Here is a 23,011-nt window from a genome sequence, read left to right on the forward strand (position 1 = left end):
TGAGCGTGCGGTGGTCGCACCGTCTACGATTCGATCAGCGCAAGCCAGAGAACGTTCGTCTCGCACTGCGAGTCGAGCGCGCAATCAGGAGGATTAGTGACTGCCGTAGCGCCCCAGCCAGTCCCGGAGATAGCTGCAGCGAGGCCGTACCCGCCGCGGCAGGGACCCAAGGGCTCGTTCTTCTACAAGATGATCACGACCACGGATCCCAAGATGCTCGGGATCATGTACATGGTCACCTCGTTCGCGTTCTTCCTCATCGGTGGCGTGATGGCTCTGCTCATCCGCACCGAGCTCGCGGTCCCGGGTCTGCAGTTCCTGTCGAACGAGCAGTACAACCAGCTGTTCACCATGCACGGCACGATCATGCTGCTGATGTACGCGACCCCGGTCGTGTTCGCCTTCGCGAACTACATCCTGCCGCTGCAGATCGGCGCGCCCGACGTCGCGTTCCCGCGTCTGAACTCGTTCAGCTACTGGCTGTACCTGTTCGGCGCGACGATCGTGACCGCCGGCTTCATCACCCCCGGTGGTGCGGCCGACTTCGGCTGGACTGCCTACAGCCCGCTCACCAGTGAGCTGCACTCGCCCGGCGTCGGTGGTGACTTCTGGGTCCTCGGCCTCGGCGTGATGGGTCTGGGCACCATCCTCGGTGCGGTCAACTTCATCACCACCGTCGTGTGCCTGCGCGCCCCCGGCATGACCATGTTCCGGATGCCCATCTTCACCTGGAACATCCTCATCACCAGCGTGCTCATCCTCCTGGCGTTCCCGCTGCTGACCGCCGCGTTCTTCGGCCTCTTCGTCGATCGCCACCTGGGCGGGCACATCTTCGACCCCGCCAACGGCGGCGTCATGCTGTGGCAGCACCTGTTCTGGTTCTTCGGCCACCCCGAGGTGTACATCATCGCGCTGCCGTTCTTCGGCATCGTCTCGGAGATCTTCCCGGTCTTCTCGCGCAAGCCGATCTTCGGCTACACCGGCCTGGTCTACGCGACCCTGGCCATCGCGGCGCTCTCGATCGCGGTGTGGGCGCACCACATGTACGCCACCGGCGCCGTGCTGCTGCCGTACTTCTCCTTCATGACCTTCCTGATCGCGGTGCCCACCGGCGTGAAGTTCTTCAACTGGATCGGCACCATGTGGAAGGGCCACCTGACGTTCGAGTCGCCGATGCTGTTCTCGGTCGGCTTCATCGTCACCTTCCTGTTCGGCGGCCTGTCCGGCGTCATCCTCGCCAGCCCGCCGCTCGACTTCCACGTGACGGACTCCTACTTCGTCATCGCGCACTTCCACTACGTGCTCTTCGGCACCATCGTGTTCGCCACCTACGCCGGCATCTACTTCTGGTTCCCGAAGATGACCGGGCGCATGCTCGACGAGCGTCTCGCCAAGTGGCACTTCTGGCTGACCTTCCTCGGCTTCCACACCACGTTCCTGGTGCAGCACTGGCTGGGCAACGAGGGCATGCCGCGCCGCTACGCCGACTACCTGCCCTCGGACGGGTTCACCACCCTGAACATCATCTCGACCGTCGGTGCCTTCGTGCTCGGCGCCTCGACCCTGCCGTTCCTGTGGAACGTGTTCAAGAGCTACCGGTACGGCCAGGTCGTGACCGTCGACGACCCGTGGGGTTACGGCAACTCCCTCGAGTGGGCGACGAGCTGCCCGCCGCCGCGGCACAACTTCTACGAGCTGCCGCGCATCCGCTCGGAGCGCCCGGCGTTCGAGCTGCACTACCCCCACATGGTGGACCGCATCCGCGCCGAGGCGCACGTCGGTCCGGGCAGCAACAAGCACAACCATGTGGCGCTGAGCGAGGGTGCCGAGAGGACCCCCGCCGACCGCTGATCCGCACACCGGATCGACGCTTCCCGAGGCCCCGCCCGTCCCGACGGGCGGGGCCTCGCGCATTCTTCCGGGGTGGACCCCTGCTCGTTCGGCACCCCGTTCACCTGGCACAATGAGTGAGCATGTGCCGCGACGGACGAAGGATCGGAGACGTAGGTGGCGTCTGACACCGCGATGCTGGTGACTGTGACGGGGCCGGACCATCCCGGCGTGACCTCTGTGCTCTTCGCGGCGCTCACCCGGCACGAGGTCGATCTGCTCGACGTCGAGCAGGTCGTGATCCGGGGCCGGCTCACCCTCGGTGTGCTGGTCTCCTGCCCCGCCGATCCCGATGCCCTGCAGGACGAGATCGAGGCCGCCATGGCCACCATCGGCATGCACGCCCAGGTGCAGACCGGTGTCGAGCCGGGTATCGGCTCGACCGTGTCCACCCACGCCGTTGTGGTCCTCGGCAGTCCCGTCAGCGCCCGGGCGCTGCGTTCGGTGGGTCGTGAGCTCGCGCGGCAGGGCGCCAACATCGACTCGATCCGGGGCATCGCCGACTATCCGGTGACAGGTCTCGAACTCATGGTGACCGCGGCCGACCCCGGCGCCGAGGCCGACGTCCGATTGCGCGCCGGGCTCGCCGAGGTCGCCGCGGGCCTCAGTGTCGACATCGCCGTGGAGCGCGCCGGTCTCGCCCGCCGCTCGAAGCGGCTGATCGTGTTCGACGTCGACTCCACCCTCGTCCAGGGCGAGGTCATCGAGATGCTCGCCGCGCACGCCGGCGTGGAGGACAAGGTCCGCGCCGTCACCGAGGCCGCGATGCGCGGGGAGATCGACTTCACCGAGTCGCTGAACCAGCGGGTGGCGACCCTGGCCGGGTTGCCCGCGTCGGTGATCGACGAGGTCGCCGAGAACCTCGAGCTCACCCCCGGCGCCCGGACCACCATCCGCACGCTGCGCCGGCTCGGCTTCCGATGCGGCGTCGTCTCCGGTGGCTTCCGGCAGGTCATCGACGGCCTCGCCCACGAACTCGAACTGGACTTCGTCCGGGCGAACACGCTCGAGATCGTCGACGGCAAGCTCACCGGCCGCGTCGTCGGCGAGGTGGTGGACCGTGCCGCCAAGGCCCGTGCCCTGCGGGAGTTCGCCGCCGAGGCCGGCGTGCCGATCGAGCAGACCGTCGCGGTCGGCGACGGCGCCAACGACATCGACATGCTCGGCGCGGCAGGGCTCGGCATCGCCTTCAACGCCAAGCCGGCGCTACGCGAGGTCGCGGACACCGCGCTGTCCCACCCGTACCTGGACGCGGTGCTGTTCGTCCTCGGCGTCACCCGCGACGAGGTGGAGGCCGCCGACCGGGTCGACGGCACCCTGCGCCGCGTGCCCCTCGACACCGGTGCCTGAGGCCACGGCCCCGCTCGGTCCCGACGTCGTGGCTCGCCACGGTGCGGATGTCGTGGCTCGCCACGGTGCGGATGTCGTGGCTCGCCACGGTGCGGATTTCGTGGCTCGCCACGGTGCGGATTTCGTGGCTCGCCACGGTGTCCTCGCCCGCGGCTACGGGCATCGACCGGACCCGGAGGACCCCGGGGCGGTGCTCGCGATGCCGATCGTGCTGCACATCCCCAAGCAGGATCCGCCCTCCCGTAGCGCGCTGCTCGAGGCTGCTGCGATGGCGACAATCGCGCTGTGCCTGGACCCACGCGTCGGGACCGGGCCGGCCGGTGAACCCGGCCCGTGGCGCGAGCCCTACCTCGCGTGGACCGACGCGCGCATCCGCAAGGTCAGCCGTCGCGCCCGCGGTGCCCAGTGGCGCGCCGCGCAGGAGGTCGACGGAATCACCGTCGAACACCGGGGGGCACACGCCCGGGCACTGGTCCCGGGGCCCGTCGGCGCTCTCGATCCGCGCATCTCGCGGCTGCAGATCGGCGGCACCGATCTGCCCCACGACACCCCGGGCGATCCGCCCGCCGGAGTTCCGGTGCTGTGGATCGACGCCGCGCTCGGCATGACCGTCGGGAAGGCCGCGGCACAGGTCGGCCACGCCGCGATGCTGTTGGCCGGGGCCCTGGACGTCGAGCGCGCCGGCGCATGGGCCGACTCCGGATTCGTGTGTGCCGTGCGCGACGCCGACCCCGCCCGGTGGCGGTACCTGACGGAGCGGGTCGACGCCGGCACCGCCGTGGCGGTACGGGACGCGGGATTCACCGAGGTGACGCCGGGGTCGGTGACGGTCGTCGCCGTCCCGGGCTGATCACGTCGCGATCCGGAACACCAGCAGCGTCGGCCCGGTCAGCGGGAACGTCGAGCCGGCGGGCAGCGGCGTGAGATCCGCGGGCTCTCCGTCGAGGGAGCTCGAGTCGAAGGCGCACACCATCGCACCGTGGTACCACTCGGCCCGGCCGAGGGTCAGGGTGGTGGGGCCGCCTGCGTGCAGCACGAGCAGGCCGCTGCTGTCCGTCAGCGGAACGCCCGCGCGGGTGACCGTGCCCAGCTGCGAGCCGTCCACCCACGCCTGCAGCGTCCGCCGGTTCTCGTCGAGCCAGTCCGCCTCCTGCAGTTCCCTTCCGTCCGCGCCGAACCACACCAGGTCGGGGTAGCCGACCTGGCGGGCCCTGCCGTCGAAGAAGCGGCCCTGACGCAGCACCGGCACCACTTTGCGCAGACGCAACGTCTGCCGCACGAACTCGACGAGTTCCTGGTCCGCGTGCTCCCAGTCGAGTGGCCAGGCGTCGCGGACCGGGACGTCGGCGGGCACGCAATAGGCATTGTTGTTGCCGCCCTGGGAGTGCCCGAACTCGTCGCCGGCGAGCAGCATCGGGGTGCCGGTCGACAGCAGCAGGGTGGCGAGCAGCGCACGCACGTGCCGGGCCCGGGCGGCCACGATCCGCGGATCGTCCGTGGGTCCTTCGACGCCGTGGTCGACGGATTCGTTGTTGTCGCTACCGTCACGGCCCTGTTCGCCGTTGGCCTCGTTGTGCTTGCGCCGGTAGCTGACGAGGTCGGCCATCGTGAAACCGTCGTGCGCGGTGACGAAGTTGATCGACATCCACGGCCGGTGGGTGTGCCGGCCGTAGAGGTCCTCCGAGCCCGCGAGCCGGGAGGCGACCTCCCGGATTCCCGCACCGCGCGCCCAGAAGCGCCGCACCGAGTCGCGGTAACGATCGTTCCACTCCGACCACTGGGGACCGATGTTGCCGAGCTGGTAGCCGGGCAGGGTCGCATCCCAGGGCTCGGCGATCAGCTTGAGCCGGGTCAGGACGGGGTCGGTGGTGATGGCGGTGAACACCGCCGCCCGGGGATCGAAGTCGCCGCCTCGCGGCCGGGCGAGCGCGCTGGCCAGGTCGAACCGGAAGCCGTCCACACCCATCTCCGTCGCCCAGTACCGCAGGCTGTCGCAGATCATCCGCACCGCCACCGGGGAACTGCCGTCGACGGTGTTGCCACAGCCCGTCAGGTCGATGTCGTGGCCGGTGGCGTCGAGGAGGTAGTAGCCGGGCGCGTCGAGGCCGCGCCAGGACACGTGCGGGCCGTCCACCGACCATTCGCAGGTGTGGTTGTAGACCACGTCGAGGATCACCTCGAGGCCCGCCTCGTGGAGCGTGTCGACCATCGTCCGGAACTCCGCGATCTCGTTGCCGGGGGTGGCCGCGTAGCCCGGGTGGGGCGCGAAGTACGAAGCGGTGGAGTAACCCCAGTGGTTGCGCATGCCGCGATCCCGTACGGGTGGTTCGGTGAGGAAGGCGTGCACGGGCAGCAGTTCGACGGCGGTGACCCCCAGGCCGACCAGGTGTTCGAGCACGGCCGGCGCCGTCAGACCCAGATAGGTGCCGCGCCACTGCTCGGGGACGGCGGGATGGCGGGCGGTGTAGGAGCCGACGTGCAGTTCGTAGATCACCGTCTGCTCCCACGGCGTGCCGGGACGGTTGTGCCGGGCCCGGCCGGGGTTGTCGGCCACCACCGACAGCGGTGTGTGGCCGAGGGAGTCCACGGTCGACGCATCGCCGAACGGGGTGCGCTCGTAGCCGAGCAAGCGGGCCGTGTCGCCGATGTCGCCGGTCAGCTGCCGGCCCCACGGGTCGAGCAGCAGCTTGTGCGGATTGGCACGTAGCCCGGTCCGGGGCTGCCACGCGCCGTGCACGCGGTAGCCGTAGCGCTGGCCCGGGCGGACCCCCGGCACCGCGCCGTGCCAGACGCCGTACGTCTTGTCCGGCAGGTCGATGCGTTCCTCGCGGCCGGCGTCGTCGATCAGGCAGAGCTGAACACGGCTGCCGTGGGGCGCGTGCACGGCGAACCGCGTCCCGTCGTCGCCGGGGAAGGCGCCCAGCGGGAAGGGACCGGCGTCGGACCGGGCGACGGCAGGTCCCACCGGCGGCTCGCCGGGTGCGGGGGAGGGGTGCGGTGGAGGCGAGGGGTACGACACGGAAGCGATCCTGCCGTGAACCGCTCGTGCGCGTACGCAAAGATGGTCGGCGTGGCAAAACCTGATCCCGATCTGCTCATCGAATTCGACGACGTGCTCGTGCGGCGGGGCGGCAACGTCCTCGTCGGTCCCGTGTCCTGGAAGGTGGAACTCGACGAACGTTGGGTGATCCTCGGTCCGAACGGGGCGGGTAAGACGTCGCTGCTGCGGGTGGCCGCAGCGGAGACATTCCCCACATCGGGGACGGCGCACGTGCTGGCGGAGACGTTCGGGAAGACCGACCTGTCCGAGCTGCGGCCCCGGATCGGGATGTCGTCGTCGGCGCTGGCGAACCGTGTGCCGGGCGACGAGAAGGTCGTGGACCTGGTGATCTCCGCGGGGTACGGCGTGCTGGGGCGCTGGCGCGAGCGGTACGACGAGGTGGACAGCGCACGCGCCGTGGAGATGCTCGAAAGCCTCGGCGCCGAGCATCTCGCCGACCGCACCTACGGCACGCTCTCCGAGGGTGAGCGCAAGCGCGTGCTCATCGCCCGGGCACTGATGACGGATCCGGAGTTGCTGCTGCTCGACGAGCCCGCCGCCGGCCTGGACCTCGGTGGTCGTGAGGAGCTCGTGGCGCGGCTCGGCGTGCTGGCGGCCGACCCGGACGCTCCGGCGATCGTGCTGATCACCCATCACGTGGAGGAGATCCCGCCGGGCTTCACCCACGCGATGCTGCTCAAGGAGGGGCAGGTGGTGGCGCAGGGTCTGCTCGACGACGTGATCACGGGTGAGAACCTCAGCGATGCGTTCAGCCAGGCGATCACGCTCGACAAGGCGGACGGCCGGTTCTTCGCGCGCCGCACGTACCAGCCCGGGAGGCACCGCCGCGCGTAGCGGAGCGGAGCCGCGGCCGAGCACACCGCCGCGCGTCGCGGAGCCGCGGCCGAGCACACCGCCGCGCGGAGCAGCCGGGTGGATGAGTTGTGCGTCACGTCATGCCGTAACTTGTGAGTATGGCTATCGAACGTTCGGGAGAACCCGCGGGTGCAGCGGCGATGCCGCTCAAGGATGCCTCGACGGTGATCCTCGTCCGGGACGGCGACCGTGGCGTCGAGGTGTTCCTGCTGCAGCGCGTGCGCGGCATGGCGTTCGCCGGCGGCATGACGGTGTTTCCCGGCGGCGGCGTCGACCCGTCGGACAGCGCTGCGACGGTGGCGTGGGCGGGACCGCCCGTGCCCTGGTGGTCGGAGCGGTTCGGCACCTCCGAGACGCTCGCGCAGGCGCTCGTCCTCGCGGCCGTGCGCGAGACGTTCGAGGAGTGCGGGGTGCTGCTCGCCGGTGCGACACCGGACACCGTGGTGGCGGACACGACACCGTTCGGGGAGGCCCGCAGGCAGCTCGAGGCTCGGGAGCTCACCTTCGGCGAGTTCCTCGAACGTGAGGGGCTGGTGCTGCGTGCGGACCTGTTGCGGCCGTGGTCGAACTGGATCACGCCGGTCGGAGAGGGTCGTCGCTACGACACGAGGTTCTTCGTCGCGGCGGCCCCCGAGGGACAGATCGCCGACGGCGAGACGAGCGAGGCCGACGAGGTGCGGTGGCAGACTCCGCAGGAGGCGATCGCGCACTGGCAGGAGGGCGGCAGTGTGCTGCTGCCCCCGACCTGGAGCCAGTTGACGGCCCTGTCACGGTTCGGCTCGGTCGCGGAGATCCTCGCTGCGGAGCCGCAGATCACGCCGATCCTGCCGACCCGGATCACCTGGGAGGGACAGCTCCGGGTGGAGTTCCCCGAGCAGGACGGCTACTACGAGGCGGGGCCGCATCCGTGGGCCGCCCGGGATGCCAACTAGCCTGTGCCTCATGGCTGAATTCGTGACACTCGAGGTCTCCGACGGTATCGGCACCATCCGGCTCGACCGGCCGCCGATGAACGCACTCAACCGGCAGGTGCAGGAGGAGATCCGGGCCGCTGCGCGCGAGGCGACCGTGCACTCCGACGTCAAGGCGGTGATCGTCTACGGCGGTGAGAAGGTGTTCGCGGCCGGCGCGGACATCAAGGAGATGGCCGAGCTGAGCTACGTGCAGATGAGCGAGATCATCGCGGATCTGCAGTCGGCGCTGGGGTCGGTGGCGGAGATCCCGAAGCCGACGGTGGCCGCGATCACCGGCTACGCGCTGGGGGGCGGCCTGGAGCTCGCGCTGGGTGCGGACCGGCGGATCGCCGGCGACAACGCGAAGGTCGGTGTGCCGGAGATCCTGCTCGGCATCATCCCGGGCGGCGGCGGAACGCAGCGCCTCGCCCGCCTCGTCGGCCCGTCGAGGGCGAAGGATCTGGTGTTCACCGGCCGCTTCGTCGGTGCGGCCGAGGCCCTGCAGATGGGGCTGGTCGACGAGGTCGTCGCCCCGGACGAGGTGTACAACGCGGCGCGCGCGTGGGCGTCGCAGTTCAGCCGGGGCGCCACCCGCGCACTGGCGGCGGCCAAAGCCGCGATCGACCAGGGCCTCGACACCGACCTGGACACGGGGCTGAAGATCGAGCAGCACGTCTTCGCCGGCCTGTTCGCGACGAAGGACCGCACGATCGGCATGGAGTCCTTCGTCGCCAACGGCCCGGGTAAGGCCGAGTTCGTCGGGGAGTAGGCACCCCGGAACTGGAACTTGTTCATTCCTTACCGATGGGTAGGATGCCCTTCATGACTGCAAGCAGGACCGACGGGGTCGACCCCGCGCCGAACCCGCACGCCACTGCCGAGGAGGTGGCGGCCGCCCTTCGGGACACCAAGCTCGCGCAGGTGCTCTACCACGACTGGGAGGCCGAGACCTACGACGAGAAGTGGTCGATCTCCTACGACGAGCGCTGCATCGACTACGCGAAGGGTCGTTTCGACGCCGCCGCCGGTGACCAGCCCCTGCCGTACGAGCGGGCCCTCGAACTCGGTTGCGGCACCGGCTTCTTCCTGCTGAACCTCATGCAGGCCGGAGTGGCGAGGACCGGCTCGGTCACCGACCTGTCGCCCGGGATGGTCAAGGTGGCGCTGCGCAACGCCGGGCACCTCGGCCTCGACGTGGACGGCCGGGTGGCCGACGCCGAGACGATCCCGTACGACGACGACACCTTCGACCTCGTCGTCGGTCACGCGGTGCTGCACCACATCCCCGACGTCGAGCAGTCGCTGCGGGAGGTACTGCGGGTGCTGAAGCCGGGCGGCCGGTTCGTCTTCGCCGGCGAGCCCAGCACGGTCGGGAACTTCTACGCGCGCTGGCTCGGCCGCCTCACGTGGGAGGCCACCACCAACGTCACGAAGCTGCCGTTCCTGCGGGACTGGCGGCGGCCGCAGGCCGAACTCGACGAGTCCTCCCGTGCCGCGGCGCTCGAGGCGGTCGTCGACCTGCACACCTTCGACCCGTCGGACCTGGAGCGGATGGCGGCTTCGGCCGGCGCGGTCGAGGTGAAGGCGAGCAGCGAGGAGTTCGCGGCCGCGCTGCTGGGCTGGCCGGTCCGCACATTCGAGGCCGCGGTGCCCGCGGAGAAGCTGGGCTGGGGCTGGGCGCGCTTCGCGTTCGGCGGGTGGCGCACGCTCAGCTGGGTGGACGAGAAGGTCCTCAGGCACGTGGTCCCGCGCAGCTTCTTCTACAACGTCATGATCACCGGCGTGAAGCCCGGCAAGTAGTGTGGGCTACGCGTTCACCCTCGCCGACGTCGCGTACCTGCGTTCGTCGCAGGGCGCGGCCGATCTCGCGGAGGTGGCCGCCCGGGAGCTGTCCGCGCGGACGCGCCTAGCCGACATCGGCTGGGCGCGTACGCGTTTCGCCGATCTGACCGCGCCGCTGACCGAGACGGTGCTGTTGCGCCGCAGGGCGGTCGCGAAGCTGCCCGCTGCCGGCGGCTGGCTGTTCACCGACGACGCGCTGCAGCAGGCGACGCCGGCGTCCGTCGCCGCGCATCGGGCCCGCCGGCTCGCCGGCCGGCGCGTCCACGACGTGACGTGCTCGATCGGCGCCGAGCTGGCGGCCCTGGTGGGGGTCGCGGAGGCGGTGGTCGGCAGCGATCTCGACCCCGTTCGCCTCGCGATGGCCGCCCACAACGTCCCCGGGGCGGCGCTGGCCCGCGCCGACGCGCTGCGCCCGATCACCCGCGGTACCACCGTGATCGCCGATCCGGCCCGCCGATCCGAAGGCCGGCGCACGCACGACCCGGCGGCCCTGATGCCGCCGTTGCCCGACCTGCTCGACGCCTACGCCGGACGGGACCTGGCCGTCAAGTGTGCCCCCGGACTGGATTTCGATGCGCTGGACTGGGCGGGGGAGGTCGAGGTGGTCTCGCTCGACGGCGGCGTCCGCGAGGCATGCCTGTACTCCCCGGGTCTGGCCACGCCGGGCGTGCGGCGACGGGCGAGTGTGTTGCGTTCGGGCGGCGCCGTATTCGAGATCACCGACGCGGAGCCGGACGAGATCCCCGAGCGGGAACCGGGGGAGTGGATCGTCGATCCCGACGGGGCGATCGTGCGTGCGGGGCTGGTGCGGCACTACGCGGCCGCCCACGGCCTGTGGCAGCTCGATCCGCGGATCGCGTATCTCACCGGCGACACCCTCCCCGCGGGGGTGCGGGGATTCCGCGTTCTCGATCGACTGAAGTACACGGAAAAGACTCTCCGGCAATCGCTCTCGTCGATGGACTGTGGGGTGGCGGAGATTCTCGTGCGAGGGGTCGACGTCGATCCGGCGGTGCTCCGGCCGCGGCTGAAGCTGCGCGGATCGCGGTCGCTGAGCGTCGTGCTCACGCGGATCGGCCGCACCCCGACGGCGTTCGTCTGCGAACCCAGTCGCTGAGCCCTGTCCCGGCCGGGTGGGTCGTTCCGGTGCGGGTCTTGATATGCAAGCAAATACTTGCGTATTCTCGACGGTGTGGTCGACGTCTTCAAAGCGCTGGCGGATCCGACCCGGCGGGCCATCCTGGACGAGCTCGTCGACCGGGACGGCCAGACGCTGTTCGAGCTGTGCACACGACTGATCTCGCGGCACGGCCTGGGCTCGTCCCGGCAGGCGATCTCGCAGCACCTGGCGATCCTCGAGGAGGCCGGGCTGGTCCGGACCCGCCGCGAGGGGCGATCGAAGTTCCATCATGTGGACGTTGCGCCACTGCAGGGCCTCGCCGACCGATGGACGGTCGCGCATCGAAAGGAGTCGCAGTGAAGGTCACCCTCACCAGCGTGTTGGTCGACGACCAGGACAAGGCGCTCGCCTTCTACACCGACGTCCTGGGTTTCGTGAAGAAGACCGAGGTCCCCCTGGGCGAGGCGCGGTGGCTCACCGTCGTCTCGCCGCAGCAACCGGACGGGCCGGAACTGGTCCTCGAGCCCGACGGCCATCCCGCCGTCCGGCCGTTCAAGGAGGCCCTCGTCGCCGACGGTATCCCGTTCACCTCGTTCGCGGTCGACGACGTGCGCGCCGAGTACGAGCGGTTGCGCAGCCTCGGGGTGCGATTCACCCAGGAGCCCCTCGAAATGGGCGGCATCACCACCGCCGTCTTCGACGACACCTGCGGCAATCTCATCCAGATCGCCGGCTGAGCCGTCGCCGCCCGCGGCGAAAGGTCAGCGGAGCACGTAGACGTCGCCCGGCAGCGTCGCCGTGACGAACTCGCCAGCCGGCCCGACCGCGGTGCCGACCGAGAATCCGGCCGCGTCGGGCAGGGTCTCCTCGTCGAGCGTCTCCCCGCTGGCGGCGTCGAACACCAGCGCGGCCAACCCGTCGTCGGCTCGGGCCACCGTGTATCCGATGCCGTCGGCGGTCAGCGCCGGCACCCCCAGCTGGCGCACGTCGCCGCGGCGCCACACGAGTTCGGCCGCCTCACCGGTGTCGCGCAGCGCCACCAGGTCGCCGGTCCGGCCCCCCGGCGCGAGGACCAGCAGTCCGTCGGCGGACACCGCCGGTCCGGTGGAGGCCGTGTACCCGAGGTCGTGGCTCCACCGCGGCGTCCCGGTCCCGGCATCGAGGGCCCACAGGGCTCCCTCGCCGTCGTGCACGTACACTGTGGCGCCGTCCGCGGACAGCACGGGACTGGTCGTCGCGCCGCCCGGAAGCTCCGGCTGCGACCACTCCTCGACCACCCGCGCATCGTCGCCGCCGGTGTAGCGCATCGACACGACGGCGGCGCGATCGGCGCCCGGCCGCCACAGCGTCACCAGAATCCGGCCGGTCCCGAGATCGACCGCCGGGGTGGTGGCCACCGGGCAGTCCTCCGATCCGCCGAAACATGCGGCCAGACCGTGGTCGTTGGGCAGCCGTGGCACGTTCGTCCCGTCCGCCACCCCGGGGGTGGGCACGAGGTCGAAGATCGGGGCGGCGTGCCTGCCCGTTTGCGGGTCGAGCACGTTGACCTGACCGAAATGCGTGACGAACACGAGGTTTCCGTCGCCGGTGAACTGTGCGGTGCCCGGCGTCCCGCTCACCGGGATCCGCCAGCGCCGCTGGCCGTGCTCGTTGAACGACACCATCGCCCCCTCCTCGCCGACGTAGATGTTGGCCACGCCGTCGGCGGTGGGAGTCACCCCGGTGACCCCCGGCGCGAGGCGGGTGCACCAGCGCTTGCGGCCGGTGTCGATCTGGAACGAGACGAGGTTGCAGCCGGCGGCGGTCGCGGCGGTGACGAAGATCTGTCCGTTCGCCGCGACGCTCGCGGGCGCGGTGACGGCGCCGCCGAGCGGACGTGACCAGGCGGGCGCGAGGTCGCGCAGCCCGTCGGCGGGCGCGGTGTTGCTGTTGCGGGCGTCGGCGTACCGACCCGGCCACGCCCCGGCGGCGAGGACGTCGACCGGGCCGCCGTCGCTGCCGCATCCGGTCAACACCAGTGCCGCCGAGGCCGTCAGCATCACCGTCCGCAGGGCAGCCCGCATCACTCATCTCCTCGCCATGGCTCGAATGACCCGATGGGCCACACTATCGGGCCGGGTGGCGCACTCGATGCGCGAGGCGGACCGTACGCTGGCAACCATGACGAGCATGTGGGGCGCACCGTTGCGCACGAGGTGGCGGGGTTCTCGTCGGCGGGATCCCGATCAGGCCCGATTCCTGACCGTCGATTCGCTGCGATGGGTGCTGGCGCACAAGGCGTACACGCCGTGGTACCTGGTCCGGTACTACCGGCTCGCCAAGTTCAAGCTCGCCAACCCGCACGTGATCCTGCGCGGCATGGTGTTCCTCGGCAAGAACGTCGAGATCCATTCCGTCCCCGAGCTGTCCCGGCTCGAGATCGGCCGGTGGGTGCACATCGGCGACGGCAATGCCATCCGCTGTCACGAGGGGTCGCTGCGCATCGGCGACAAGGTGGTCTTCGGCAAGGACAACGTCGTCAACACCTACCTCGACATCGAGATCGGCGCCTCCACACTCGTCGCCGACTGGTGCTACATCTGCGACTTCGACCACCGCACCGAGGACATCACGTACCCGATCAAGGATCAGGGGATCGTCAAGAGCCCCGTGCGGATCGGACCCGACACCTGGATCGCGACGAAGGTCACGGTGCTGCGCGGCACCCGCACCGGCCGCGGCTGCGTCCTCGGCGCGCACGCGGTGGTCAAGGGCGACATCCCGGACTACAGCATCGCGGTCGGATCGCCGGCCAAGGTGGTCAGGAACCGCCGCACGGACTGGGAGTCCGGTGCCGCCGACCGGGCCGCGTACGTCGCCGCGCTCGAGGACATCGCGCGCAAGAAGGCGGGCCGCGAACCGGCGGCGGAACCCGGTTCCTGATCCGGGGCGCCTGCGATGGACTACGCCGACTACCGCCGCTACGACGCCGTGGGGCTCGCCGAACTCGTCACCCGCCGCGAGGTCACGCCGCGCGAACTGCTCGACGCGGCCCTCGCCCGGCTCGACGCGGTGGAGCCCACACTGAACACCGTCGTGCGCCGGCTCGACGAGCAGGCGCGCAGCCGGGCCGCGGAGCGCCTCGAGGGTCCGTTCGCGGGGGTGCCGTTCCTGGTCAAGGATCTTCTCCAGGACGTCGCGGGGATTCCGACCGGCAGCGGGAGCAGGTCCCTGGCGGAGCTGCCCGCCGTGCGCAACGCGGTGGTCGTCGATCGCTGGCTGGACGCGGGCCTCGTCCTCTTCGGCAAGACGAACACTCCGGAGTTCGGGGTCAAGGGGGTGACCGAGCCGGTGGCGAACGGTCCCACCCGCAACCCGTGGAATCCCGCGCACACGCCGGGCGGGTCCTCCGGCGGATCCGCGGCGGCGGTCGCCGCCGGCGTGGTCCCGGCGGCCGGCGCGAACGACGGCGGCGGCTCGATCCGCATTCCGGCCGCCTGCTGCGGGCTGGTCGGGCTCAAACCGGGCCGGGGCCTGGTGCCGAGCGGACCCGAGGTGGACGAGGACCGGCACGGGGCGGTCAGCAACGGGGTCGTCACGCGCACGGTGCGCGACGCGGCAGCCATGCTCGACGTGCTGGCCGGTCCGGACCCGAACGGGCCCTATCTCACGGCGGCACCGCAGGAGTCGTATGCGTCCGCGGGGAGTACCCCACCGCGGACGCTGCGCATCGGGTTCGCGACGGACTCCCCGATCGGCACCGGCGTCGACCCGGAGGCCGTCACGGCCGTCGAGAACGCCGCGGCGCTGCTCGCCGAGCTGGGCCACGCCGTCGAACCCGCGGCGACGGGGATCGACGAGCGGCGGCTGTCCACCGACTGGCTGACGATGTGGTTCGCCTGGCTCGCCGCCGACGTCCGGCAGGCGCGCCTGCGCACCGGGTGCGCCCCCGACGCGTTCGAGCCCGACACGCGGTTCCTCGCCGCGCTCGGCGACTCCGTGCGGCCCTCGGACTATCTCGCCTCGCTGCGCCGGTGGAACGGGTATACGCAGCAGCTCGGCGCGTTCCACGAGCGGTACGACCTGCTGCTCACGCCGACCCTGGCGTATCCGCCGGCGCGCGTGGGGGAACTGGCCACGCCGCCCGCGCTCCAGGGGGCCGCGCGCCTGATCGTGACGGCGCGGCTGGGCCGCGCGGCGCGGTGGGCCGGGCTGATGGACCGCATCGTCGACGAGAACCTCGCCCGGACGCCGTACACCCAGCTCGCGAACATCACCGGGCGCCCGGCGATCTCGGTGCCACTGCACTGGACCGCGGCGGGATTGCCGTTGGGCGTGCAGTTTCTCGGGCCGCTGGGCTCGGAGGGACTGCTGCTGTCGCTCGCGGCACAGCTCGAGCGGGCCCGGCCCTGGGCGCACCGCGAGCCTCCGCTGCTGCCGTCCCGGTGACGCGGGCCGGCAGCGCCGGTCACCGGCCGGGCAACGGCCGCTGGGGAATCGTCGGTCGCGGAAGCGGATGGCGCACACGACGTTTCGCCTCCGAGTACACACGGGCGGTCTCGGTGGCCACCAGCCGCCAGTCGAAGTCCTCCGTGAGCCGCTCGCGCGCCGCCCGCGCCCGTCGCTGGGCGGCCGCGGGGTCGTCGAGGGTCCGCCGGACCGCCGACGCCAGCCCCGCGACGTCGCCGGGTGCGAACGAGAGGCCGGTCGAGCCGTCGACGACGGCCTCCCCGAGGCCGCCGGCCGTCGACGCGACGAGTGGCGTCCCGGCGGCCGCGGCCTCGAGTGCGATGATCCCGAACGGTTCGTAGCGGCTCGGCAGGACGATCGCATCGGCGCGGTGCAGCCACCCGAGCAGCTCGATGCGGTCGAGGTTGCCGACGAACGTCACCGACCGCGCGACGCGGTGCACGCGCGCCTGCTCGCGCAGCCAGTCGAACTGGGTGCCCTCCCCGGCGACGACGAGGGTGGTGCCGGGGTGCGTGCGCCGGATCCGGGGGAGGGCGGCGATCGCGTCCTGCACGCCCTTCTCGTACTCGAGGCGGCCGACGAACAGCAGCTGCGGCGGCCCGGAACGCGGCGCCCGCTCCCGGTAGGACCACGCGGTGACGTCGATTCCGTTGCGGATCACCGTCGCCGGCGGCAGGTCCGGCCCGTAGAGCGCGGCGACCTCCTCGTTCATCGATGCCGAACACGTGATGAGCCGATCGGATTCGTTGGCGAGCCACCACTCCACCGAGTGCACCTGCCGGTTCACGCGGCCCGACAGCCAGCCGCTGTGCCGGCCGGCCTCGCTTGCGTGCAGGGTGGACACCAGCGGTACGTCGAAGAACTCGGCGAGCGCGACGGCGGGGTGTGCGACGAGCCAGTCGTGCGCGTGCACCACGTCCGGGTACCAGCCGTCGCCGATGCCGCCCTTGGTCAGGCTCAGCCCCGCCCGCACCATGGCATGACCCATCGCGAGCGTCCAGGCGAGCATGTCCTCGCCGAAGTCGAAGTGCGGTGGGTCCTCGGCGACGGCCACCACGAGCACGCCCTCGGCGATGTGGCTGATCGTGGGGTGGGTGGTGGCGTCCGTGCCGGTGGGCCGCCGGGAGAGCACGACCACCTCGTGGCCGGCGGCGGCGAGCTCGGTGGCGAGGTGGTGCACGTGCCGGCCGAGGCCGCCGACGACGACGGGCGGGTACTCCCAGGAGACGATCAGCACCTTCACGAGGGGGCTCCCATCCGGTCGGGCAGGCGGCGGGCGTCGAGCCCGGGGAACAGATTGTCGGCCCGGTTCCAGCCGGCGGCCAGGCGCGCCGCCGTCTCGTCGCGGCCTGCGGCGACCGCCGCGGCGATCTCGCGCAACGCGTGGGCGTGCTTGTGGGCCCGGTCCCGCGCGTATCCGGCCGCGGTGTCCTTGCTGACCATGAATGCCCAGTCGCTCGACACCGTCAGCAGCGCCTCGCGCAGCATCTGGTCGTGCACCCGGTTGCGCAGCGCGGGGCGGCCGGCCCCGGCGGCGCCGCGGGCCTTGTCCAGGGTGTCGAGCGTGGTGCGCACGACCTCCTCGTCGAGCTGTACGAGGTCGCGAACCTGCTCGCCGGCCCACACCCGCCAGTCCTTCCCGGACCCCCACGAGGTGTCGTGCAGGTCGACGGGTGCTCCCACGTACCCGCGGTCGCGTGCGTCGGCGAGAGTGCCCACCTCGATGCCCGCCTCCGGCAGCGCCCGGAGCAGCCGTTCGAGAAACAGCGGGCCCTCGTGCCACCAGTGGCCGAACAGCTCGGTGTCGAAGGCGGCGACCACCAGGGCGTCGCGCCCGATGCGGTCGGACTCGCGGCGCAGTCGGCGGCGGATCGTGTCGACGAAGTCGGCCACGTGGCGGTCGACGGCCGCGGACGCCAGATCGGGGTCGTAGGGCGCCTTGTCCTGTGGGGCGACGGTGCGGCCGGTCACGCGGGCGGGCTTGAGCCCGGTGTCGTGGCAGTAGGTGTGGAAGTCCCGGTAGGCGGGGTGGCCCGGGTAGCCGGACTTCGGCGACCAGACCCGGTAGGACACCTGCAGATCCCGGCCGAAGGCGACGACGTCGGAGTCCCACACGGTCCGGCCGAGCGTGGTGTCGCCGCGCAGGGCGGGACCGTCCACCATGAAGTGCCCGACGCCGGCGGCGGCGTATCCGGCCTCCATGCCGGGGGTGAACGCGCACTCGGGCGCCCAGATGCCCTGCGGTGTGTGCGCCCAGCGGGCATGCGCGTCGGCCAGTCCCTCGGCGAGGGAGAACGCCCGCAGGCGGGGATCGAGCAGAGGCTGGAAGGGATGGGCCAGCGGCCCGCCCAGCAGTTCGACCGCCTCGGCGTCGACGAGTTCGCGGAACACCGGGGATCCGCCGTGACGCCAACGGGTTTCGAACTGTTCGAGGGCTGCGGCGGCATGCCGGTGCTCGCGGGCTCCGAGCGCACGGTAGGCCGGCTCCCGCATGCCCGCGGCCTCGTGGGCGCGCAGCTGCCAGTTGCCGAGCCAGTGGTGCATCCCGGTCAGGCAGTGGGGGTCGTCGAGCTGAGCGGCGAGCACGGGCGTCACCCCGAGGGTGACCAGGCGCGTGCGGCCCTCGGCGGCAAGCCGGCGCAGGACGTCGGTCACCGGGAGATACGTCGCGGCCCAGGACTGGTAGAGCCATTCCTCGCCGACCGGCCAGCGACCGTGGTGGGCGAGCCACGGCAGGTGCGAGTGCAGCACCAGCGCGAACAGTCCCGGTTCCCGCCGGGTGGCGGGAGTGGTCACCGCGCCGGATCCTTCACCGCGATCGCGACGAGATCCAGACTGGCGTCGATGTTCTCGGGCGCGAGGAGGAAGTCGTCGACCGTCACGGCCGCGACGTCTGCGGTCAGGCCGGCGGGCCAGGGCTCGCCGGCGAGAGCGCGCTCGATCTGGGCGTCGATGAAGGAGCCGCCGTGCTTGGCATCGAGGGCGCGCAGGGCGGGGCCGTGGTGCACCCCGGTCGTCAGGGCGACGCGGAAGCCGGCTCCCTCGAGCAGTTCGGTGAGTTCGGCGGCGTTCAGCTCGCGGGTGTGGAACGGGTTGAGCGGGGTGTCGCGGCCGGGGGAGAACGTGATGCGGTTGGGGGTGCTGATCAGCAGTTCGCCGCCGTCCCGGAGCACGCGGTGGCATTCGCGCAGGAACCCGGACTGGTCCCACAGGTGCTCGATGACCTGGAAGTTGACGACAACGTCCACGGAGGCGTCGGCGAGGGGCAGGTCGGCGAGGTTGGCGTGCCGCATGTCCACGCGCGGGTAGCGGGCGCGCACGTGCGCGACGGCGCTCTCGTCGTAGTCGAGGCCGACGACGGCGGTGGCGACGCCCGCGATCATGTCGGCGCCGTAGCCCTCGCCGGCGCCCGCCTCGAGCACGGTGCGGCCGGCGCACCGGGGCAGCAGGTCGCGGTAGACCACCTCGTGGCGGCGGAACCAGTAGTTCTCCTCCGCGATGCCGGGAACGGTGCGCTCGCCGGTGAGTGGCAGTTGAGGGGCGTCGCCGGCGGGGACGGGGGATTCGCTCACCGCCCAGACATTAGCCCCACCTTTGTCGACCTCGTCATCGGTGGTCCAGATCACAGCCGTGCGGCTCCCTTCGTGTGGTTATGGTGAACGAGGTTCCCATCCAAGTTACCAGCGGGTAACTTAGCGTGAGGTAATCTATCGCACACCCCCGTGCGAAGCACGAGAGCTCGGTCAAGGCGTTGCGCCTCGCCGATCCCAGGCAGTCATACACAGGAGGTCGACGTAGACCCATGACGAACATCGTCGTTTTGATCAAGCAGGTCCCCGACACGTGGTCCGAGCGCAAGCTCAGCGACGGCGACTTCACGCTCGATCGCGAGGCCGCCGACGCGGTGCTCGACGAGATCAACGAGCGCGCCGTCGAGGAAGCCCTGCTCATCAAGGAGCGCGACGGCGGGGAGGTCACCGTGCTCACCGCCGGTCCGGACCGCGCCACCGACGCGATCCGCAAGGCGCTGTCCATGGGTGCCGACAAGGCCATCCACCTCAACGACCCGGCCATCCACGGCTCCGACGCGATCCAGACCGCGTACGCGCTCGCGGCGGCTCTCGGCCAGATCGAGGGCGTCGACCTGGTCATCGCCGGCAACGAGGCCACCGACGGCCGGATGGGCGCCGTGCCGGCGATCATCGCCGAGTACCTCGGCCTGCCGCAGCTGACCCACATGCGCAAGCTCACCGTCGCCGACGGCAAGGTCAGCGGCGAGCGCGAGACCGACGAGGGTGTCTTCACCCTCGAGGCCACGCTGCCGGCCATCGTCTCGGTCACCGAGAAGATCAACGAGCCCCGCTTCCCGTCCTTCAAGGGCATCATGGCCGCCAAGAAGAAGGAAGTTCAGGCCCTCACTCTCGCCGACATCGGGCTCGACCCCGAGATCTTCGGCGTGGCCAACGCCGGCAGCACCGTCACCGGTGTCAGCCCGAAGCCCCCGCGTACCGCTGGTGAGCGCGTCGCGGACGAGGGTGACGGCGGCAGCAAGATCGCCGCGTACCTCGTCGGCCAGAAGATCATCTGATCGCGCCCACGCGACACAGCAGACATACCCAAGGGAGAGAAAGAGCAATGGCAGAAGTACTCGTGCTCGTCGAGCACGCCGAGGGCGCGCTGAAGAAGGTCAGCACCGAGCTGATCACCGCCGCCCGTGCGCTGGGTGAGCCCGCCGCGGTCGTGACCGGTCCGGCCGGCACCGCCGACAAGCTGCAGGACGCGCTCGCCGCCGCCGGCGCCGCCAAGGTCTACGCCGCCGAGTCCGACGACATCGAGGGCTACCTGGTGACCCCGAAGGTCGACGTGCTGGCCTCGCTCGTGGAGTCCGCCAGCCCCGCCGCGGTGATCACCGCCGCCAGCGTCGAGGGCAAGGAGGTGTCGGGCCGCCTCGCCGCGCGCATCGGCTCCGGTCTGCTCTGCGACGTCATCGACGTCAAGTCCGACGGTTCGGCCGTGCACTCGATCTTCGGTGGCGCGTACACCGTCGACGCCAAGGCCAACGGCGAGGTGCCGGTCGTCTCCGTGCGTCCGGGTGCCGTCGAGGCGCAGCCGCAGGCCGGCGCCGCCGAGCGCGTGGACGTCGAGGTGCCGGCGCAGGAGGAGAACGCGGTCAAGATCACCGCGCGCAACCCGATCGTGGGCGGCGACCGTCCCGAGCTGACCGAGGCGTCGATCGTCGTCTCCGGCGGCCGCGGCGTCGGCAGCGCCGACAAGTTCAGCGTCGTCGAGGACCTCGCCGACTCGCTCGGTGCCGCCGTCGGTGCCTCCCGCGCCGCCGTCGACTCCGGCTACTACCCGGGCCAGTTCCAGGTCGGTCAGACCGGCAAGACCGTCTCGCCGCAGCTGTATGTGGCGCTGGGCATCTCCGGCGCCATCCAGCACCGGGCCGGCATGCAGACGTCCAAGACGATCGTCGCGGTCAACAAGGACGAAGAGGCCCCGATCTTCGAGATCGCGGACTACGGCGTCGTGGGCGACCTGTTCAACGTCGCTCCGCAGCTGACCGAGGAGATCAAGAAGCACAAGGGCTGATCCCGAGGTCCCGCCGCGGCCCCGCACCCGTCCAGGGTGCGGGGCCGCACGCGTACCCGGGCATGTTCACCGGACGTGCACGGAGGCGACACCGTGCCGCCCCTGCCGCGACGTACCGGCTCGATACACATTGCGCCATGACCACTTTGCTGGTGCCGGCCCAAAACCCGGGGCTGTCGGAGGCGGTGCTGTCGGGGCCGCGGTACTCCCTGCTCGTGTCCGCCGACCGCGAACATCGCGAGGCCGCACAGCGGCTGCGTTACCGCGTCTTCGCCGCCGAACCCGGATTCCACCTCCCGGCAGGCATGCCCGCGGGCCTCGACGCCGACCGCTTCGACGAGTACTGCGACCACCTGTTGGTGCGCGAGAACCACACCGGCGCGGTGGTGGGCTGCTACCGGATGCTGCCGCCGGAGGCCGCACGCGCCGCCGGGGGCTACTACACCGCCACCGAATTCGATCTCACCGCCCTCGATCCCGACGGTCTGCGGGCGGTGGAGATGGGCCGCGCCTGCGTCGACCCCGCCCACCGCTCCGGCTCGGTCCTGTCGCTGATGTGGGCCGGGATCCTGCACTACCTGCAACTCACCGGGCACAACTGGGTCATGGGGTGCGTGTCGGTGCCGATGCGCACCCACCCGTCCGACGTGCCCGGCGCCAACGTCCGGGGAGTGCGCGACGTGCTGCTGGCCCGGCACTCCGTCGAGCCGGCCCGGCGGGTGCTTCCCCGGACCCCGGTCGTCGTCGACGGCCGCCCCCTCGACGACATCCCGTCACCCGGGCGGCCGGTGCTGCCGCCGCTGCTGCGCGGGTATCTGCGGCTCGGTGCTCGCATCTGCGGCGAGCCCGCCCACGACCCCGACTTCGGGGTGGCCGACTTCGTCGCGCTGCAGAGCCTCGCCGGAGCCAACGCGCGCTACCTCGAGCGGCTGCGGACCGCCGCCGAGAGCGCCGAGGCGGCCGCAGGAGCGCGGGCGTGAACACCCGCGCCCACGCCTGGATGCCGGCCAGTCCCTGCGGCACCGGCTGCCTTCCGGCCGATCCGGGGCGAGTGAGTTTCGTCACGGCGGCGGCGCGCTGGGTGCTCGTGGTGGCGGTCCTGGCAACCGCCCCGTTGCTGACCGCCGGCCGGCTCCTGCCCCGCCCGGGGCGCCTCGCCGCCCAGCGTGCGTTCGCCCGCGTCCTGCTGCGTTGTGCCGGGCTGCGGCTGACGGTGACCGACCTGCGGGACCGCGGCGACGGGGGAGGCGGGGGAGGCGGGGGCGTGCTCGTCGTCGCCCCGCACGTGTCCTGGACCGACGTGCTGGTGCTCACCGCGGTTGCCCCGGCAGGGTTCGTCGCGCGCAGCGACCTGCTCGAGTGGGGACTGCTCGGCGCGCTGGCCCGCCGCATGCGGGTCATACCCATCGAGCGCGAGCGTCTGCGCGACCTGCCCGTCGTGGTGTCGCGGATCCGCGACCGCCTCCTGGCGGGGGAGCGGATCGCGGCGTTCCCGGAGGGCACGACGTGGTGCGGCAGGGCGTACGGCGGGTTCCGTCCGGCACTGTTCCAGGCGGCGATCGACGCGCAGCGCCCGGTGCAGCCGGTCGGGCTCCGGTACGCCGACGCCGCCGGGACGATCGCCACCGGCCCGGCGTTCGTCGGCGACGAGACGATGGGAGCGTCGCTGCGACGGCTCCTGCGGCACCGGGGCGTGGTGGCGGAGGTGGTGCTCGCCCCGCTCGAGCGGCCCGGCTCCGATCGCCGCGACCTCGCCGCGCGGTGTGAACGGTCCGCGCGCCGGCGGCACGACGACGGCGCCGAGTTCGCCAGGCTCGGCCGGGCCGCCGCCGCGCACGACACCCGTGGTCGCGAGGAGCTCCGGGCCGGACGGTGAGCGCGACGGGCGCGAGCCCCGAC

General features: G+C 71.5%; 21 protein-coding genes. 16 read left to right on the plus strand and 5 right to left on the minus strand.

What is annotated here, in order from left to right; all coding sequences use genetic code 11:
- Positions 1 to 96 precede the first annotated feature (96 nt).
- The 3 genes from ctaD (at position 97) to OCS65_RS12195 (ending at position 4,090) form a co-directional block, all read left to right on the plus strand.
- A complete protein-coding gene (gene ctaD / locus OCS65_RS12185; protein WP_082120257.1) occupies positions 97 to 1,851 on the plus strand; it encodes an aa3-type cytochrome oxidase subunit I in 1,755 nt (584 codons plus the stop codon).
- Positions 1,852 to 2,025: 174 nt separating this feature from the next.
- Complete coding sequence (gene serB / locus OCS65_RS12190; protein ID WP_170914110.1) at positions 2,026 to 3,240, plus strand: phosphoserine phosphatase SerB; 1,215 nt, start codon at positions 2,026 to 2,028, stop codon at positions 3,238 to 3,240.
- Positions 3,241 to 3,316: 76 nt separating this feature from the next.
- Complete coding sequence (locus OCS65_RS12195) at positions 3,317 to 4,090, plus strand: peptidyl-tRNA hydrolase (protein ID WP_210432761.1); 774 nt, start codon at positions 3,317 to 3,319, stop codon at positions 4,088 to 4,090.
- Here OCS65_RS12195 and glgX read toward each other — a convergent pair whose 3' ends face one another.
- Complete coding sequence (glgX, locus tag OCS65_RS12200) at positions 4,091 to 6,205, minus strand: glycogen debranching protein GlgX (protein ID WP_231772701.1); 2,115 nt, start codon at positions 6,203 to 6,205, stop codon at positions 4,091 to 4,093.
- Positions 6,206 to 6,301: 96 nt separating this feature from the next.
- Between glgX and OCS65_RS12205 the strand changes: the two genes are divergently transcribed.
- From OCS65_RS12205 to OCS65_RS12235, 7 genes are all read left to right on the plus strand, one after another.
- Positions 6,302 to 7,135 (plus strand): ABC transporter ATP-binding protein, encoded by an 834-nt coding sequence (locus tag OCS65_RS12205; RefSeq protein WP_037201771.1) that lies wholly within the window; start codon positions 6,302 to 6,304, stop codon positions 7,133 to 7,135.
- 119 nt (positions 7,136 to 7,254) lie between these two features.
- On the plus strand, positions 7,255 to 8,088 hold the full coding sequence (locus OCS65_RS12210) for an NUDIX hydrolase (protein ID WP_006933172.1): 834 nt from the start codon (positions 7,255 to 7,257) through the stop codon (positions 8,086 to 8,088).
- Positions 8,089 to 8,098: 10 nt separating this feature from the next.
- The gene (locus tag OCS65_RS12215) at positions 8,099 to 8,878 is read left to right on the plus strand and encodes an enoyl-CoA hydratase-related protein (RefSeq protein WP_203329187.1); all 780 of its coding nucleotides are present in this window, start codon (positions 8,099 to 8,101) and stop codon (positions 8,876 to 8,878) included.
- A 53-nt stretch (positions 8,879 to 8,931) separates the two neighbouring features.
- Positions 8,932 to 9,909 (plus strand): class I SAM-dependent methyltransferase, encoded by a 978-nt coding sequence (locus OCS65_RS12220; protein WP_029544469.1) that lies wholly within the window; start codon positions 8,932 to 8,934, stop codon positions 9,907 to 9,909.
- Position 9,910: 1 nt separating this feature from the next.
- The gene (locus OCS65_RS12225) at positions 9,911 to 11,068 is read left to right on the plus strand and encodes a THUMP-like domain-containing protein (protein ID WP_203329188.1); all 1,158 of its coding nucleotides are present in this window, start codon (positions 9,911 to 9,913) and stop codon (positions 11,066 to 11,068) included.
- A gap of 75 nt (positions 11,069 to 11,143) precedes the next feature.
- On the plus strand, positions 11,144 to 11,431 hold the full coding sequence (locus tag OCS65_RS12230; RefSeq protein WP_006933181.1) for an ArsR/SmtB family transcription factor: 288 nt from the start codon (positions 11,144 to 11,146) through the stop codon (positions 11,429 to 11,431).
- Positions 11,428 to 11,808 carry a VOC family protein gene (locus OCS65_RS12235; protein ID WP_006933183.1) on the plus strand — a complete coding sequence of 127 codons (381 nt, stop codon included), beginning with the start codon at positions 11,428 to 11,430 and terminating at the stop codon, positions 11,806 to 11,808. Before OCS65_RS12230 ends, OCS65_RS12235 begins: the two co-directional genes overlap by 4 nt.
- A 24-nt stretch (positions 11,809 to 11,832) precedes the next feature.
- Here OCS65_RS12235 and OCS65_RS12240 read toward each other — a convergent pair whose 3' ends face one another.
- Positions 11,833 to 13,134 (minus strand): outer membrane protein assembly factor BamB family protein, encoded by a 1,302-nt coding sequence (locus tag OCS65_RS12240; RefSeq protein WP_050035421.1) that lies wholly within the window; start codon positions 13,132 to 13,134, stop codon positions 11,833 to 11,835.
- Positions 13,135 to 13,231: 97 nt separating this feature from the next.
- On the opposite strand from OCS65_RS12240, the gene OCS65_RS12245 reads away from it, so the two are divergent.
- On the plus strand, positions 13,232 to 13,993 hold the full coding sequence (locus OCS65_RS12245) for an acyltransferase (protein WP_029544462.1): 762 nt from the start codon (positions 13,232 to 13,234) through the stop codon (positions 13,991 to 13,993).
- Positions 13,994 to 14,008: 15 nt separating this feature from the next.
- Positions 14,009 to 15,499 (plus strand): amidase, encoded by a 1,491-nt coding sequence (locus OCS65_RS12250; RefSeq protein WP_203329190.1) that lies wholly within the window; start codon positions 14,009 to 14,011, stop codon positions 15,497 to 15,499.
- Positions 15,500 to 15,518: 19 nt separating this feature from the next.
- Here OCS65_RS12250 and OCS65_RS12255 read toward each other — a convergent pair whose 3' ends face one another.
- The 3 genes from OCS65_RS12255 to OCS65_RS12265 are packed head-to-tail and all read right to left on the minus strand — an operon-like array spanning position 15,519 to position 19,092.
- A complete protein-coding gene (locus OCS65_RS12255; RefSeq protein WP_006933189.1) occupies positions 15,519 to 16,763 on the minus strand; it encodes a glycosyltransferase family 4 protein in 1,245 nt (414 codons plus the stop codon).
- The gene (locus OCS65_RS12260) at positions 16,760 to 18,316 is read right to left on the minus strand and encodes a 1,4-alpha-glucan branching protein domain-containing protein (RefSeq protein ID WP_043799677.1); all 1,557 of its coding nucleotides are present in this window, start codon (positions 18,314 to 18,316) and stop codon (positions 16,760 to 16,762) included. The genes OCS65_RS12255 and OCS65_RS12260 overlap by 4 nt, the downstream gene beginning before the upstream one ends.
- On the minus strand, positions 18,313 to 19,092 hold the full coding sequence (locus OCS65_RS12265) for a class I SAM-dependent methyltransferase (RefSeq protein ID WP_230304485.1): 780 nt from the start codon (positions 19,090 to 19,092) through the stop codon (positions 18,313 to 18,315). Before OCS65_RS12265 ends, OCS65_RS12260 begins: the two co-directional genes overlap by 4 nt.
- 230 nt (positions 19,093 to 19,322) lie before the next feature.
- On the opposite strand from OCS65_RS12265, the gene OCS65_RS12270 reads away from it, so the two are divergent.
- The 4 genes from OCS65_RS12270 to OCS65_RS12285 all read left to right on the plus strand — a co-directional run bounded on the left by OCS65_RS12270 (position 19,323) and on the right by OCS65_RS12285 (position 22,988).
- Positions 19,323 to 20,108, plus strand: coding sequence for an electron transfer flavoprotein subunit beta/FixA family protein (locus OCS65_RS12270; protein WP_006933194.1), 786 nt, complete (start codon positions 19,323 to 19,325; stop codon positions 20,106 to 20,108).
- Positions 20,109 to 20,155: 47 nt separating this feature from the next.
- On the plus strand, positions 20,156 to 21,112 hold the full coding sequence (locus tag OCS65_RS12275) for an electron transfer flavoprotein subunit alpha/FixB family protein (RefSeq protein ID WP_006933196.1): 957 nt from the start codon (positions 20,156 to 20,158) through the stop codon (positions 21,110 to 21,112).
- A gap of 137 nt (positions 21,113 to 21,249) precedes the next feature.
- The gene (locus OCS65_RS12280; protein ID WP_029544454.1) at positions 21,250 to 22,092 is read left to right on the plus strand and encodes a GNAT family N-acetyltransferase; all 843 of its coding nucleotides are present in this window, start codon (positions 21,250 to 21,252) and stop codon (positions 22,090 to 22,092) included.
- Positions 22,089 to 22,988, plus strand: a complete 900-nt coding sequence (locus OCS65_RS12285) for a lysophospholipid acyltransferase family protein (RefSeq protein ID WP_006933200.1) — start codon at positions 22,089 to 22,091, stop codon at positions 22,986 to 22,988. The genes OCS65_RS12280 and OCS65_RS12285 overlap by 4 nt, the downstream gene beginning before the upstream one ends.
- Positions 22,989 to 23,011 lie beyond the last annotated feature (23 nt).

It is taken from the genome of Rhodococcus aetherivorans, assembly GCF_025722975.1.
Classification (GTDB): domain Bacteria; phylum Actinomycetota; class Actinomycetes; order Mycobacteriales; family Mycobacteriaceae; genus Rhodococcus; species Rhodococcus aetherivorans.

What these genes read in the sequence shown, in the direction of transcription:
- serB (WP_170914110.1), top strand. Translation starts at nt 2,026, where the DNA reads ATGCTGGTGACTGTGACGGGGCCGGACCATCCCGGCGTGACCTCTGTG.
- OCS65_RS12205 (WP_037201771.1), top strand. Translation starts at nt 6,302, where the DNA reads ATGGTCGGCGTGGCAAAACCTGATCCCGATCTGCTCATCGAATTCGAC.
- OCS65_RS12210 (WP_006933172.1), top strand. Translation starts at nt 7,255, where the DNA reads ATGGCTATCGAACGTTCGGGAGAACCCGCGGGTGCAGCGGCGATGCCG.
- OCS65_RS12215 (WP_203329187.1), top strand. Translation starts at nt 8,099, where the DNA reads ATGGCTGAATTCGTGACACTCGAGGTCTCCGACGGTATCGGCACCATC.
- OCS65_RS12220 (WP_029544469.1), top strand. Translation starts at nt 8,932, where the DNA reads ATGACTGCAAGCAGGACCGACGGGGTCGACCCCGCGCCGAACCCGCAC.
- OCS65_RS12240 (WP_050035421.1), bottom strand. Translation starts at nt 13,134, where the DNA reads ATGCGGGCTGCCCTGCGGACGGTGATGCTGACGGCCTCGGCGGCACTG.
- OCS65_RS12245 (WP_029544462.1), top strand. Translation starts at nt 13,232, where the DNA reads ATGACGAGCATGTGGGGCGCACCGTTGCGCACGAGGTGGCGGGGTTCT.
- OCS65_RS12250 (WP_203329190.1), top strand. Translation starts at nt 14,009, where the DNA reads ATGGACTACGCCGACTACCGCCGCTACGACGCCGTGGGGCTCGCCGAA.
- OCS65_RS12270 (WP_006933194.1), top strand. Translation starts at nt 19,323, where the DNA reads ATGACGAACATCGTCGTTTTGATCAAGCAGGTCCCCGACACGTGGTCC.
- OCS65_RS12275 (WP_006933196.1), top strand. Translation starts at nt 20,156, where the DNA reads ATGGCAGAAGTACTCGTGCTCGTCGAGCACGCCGAGGGCGCGCTGAAG.
- OCS65_RS12280 (WP_029544454.1), top strand. Translation starts at nt 21,250, where the DNA reads ATGACCACTTTGCTGGTGCCGGCCCAAAACCCGGGGCTGTCGGAGGCG.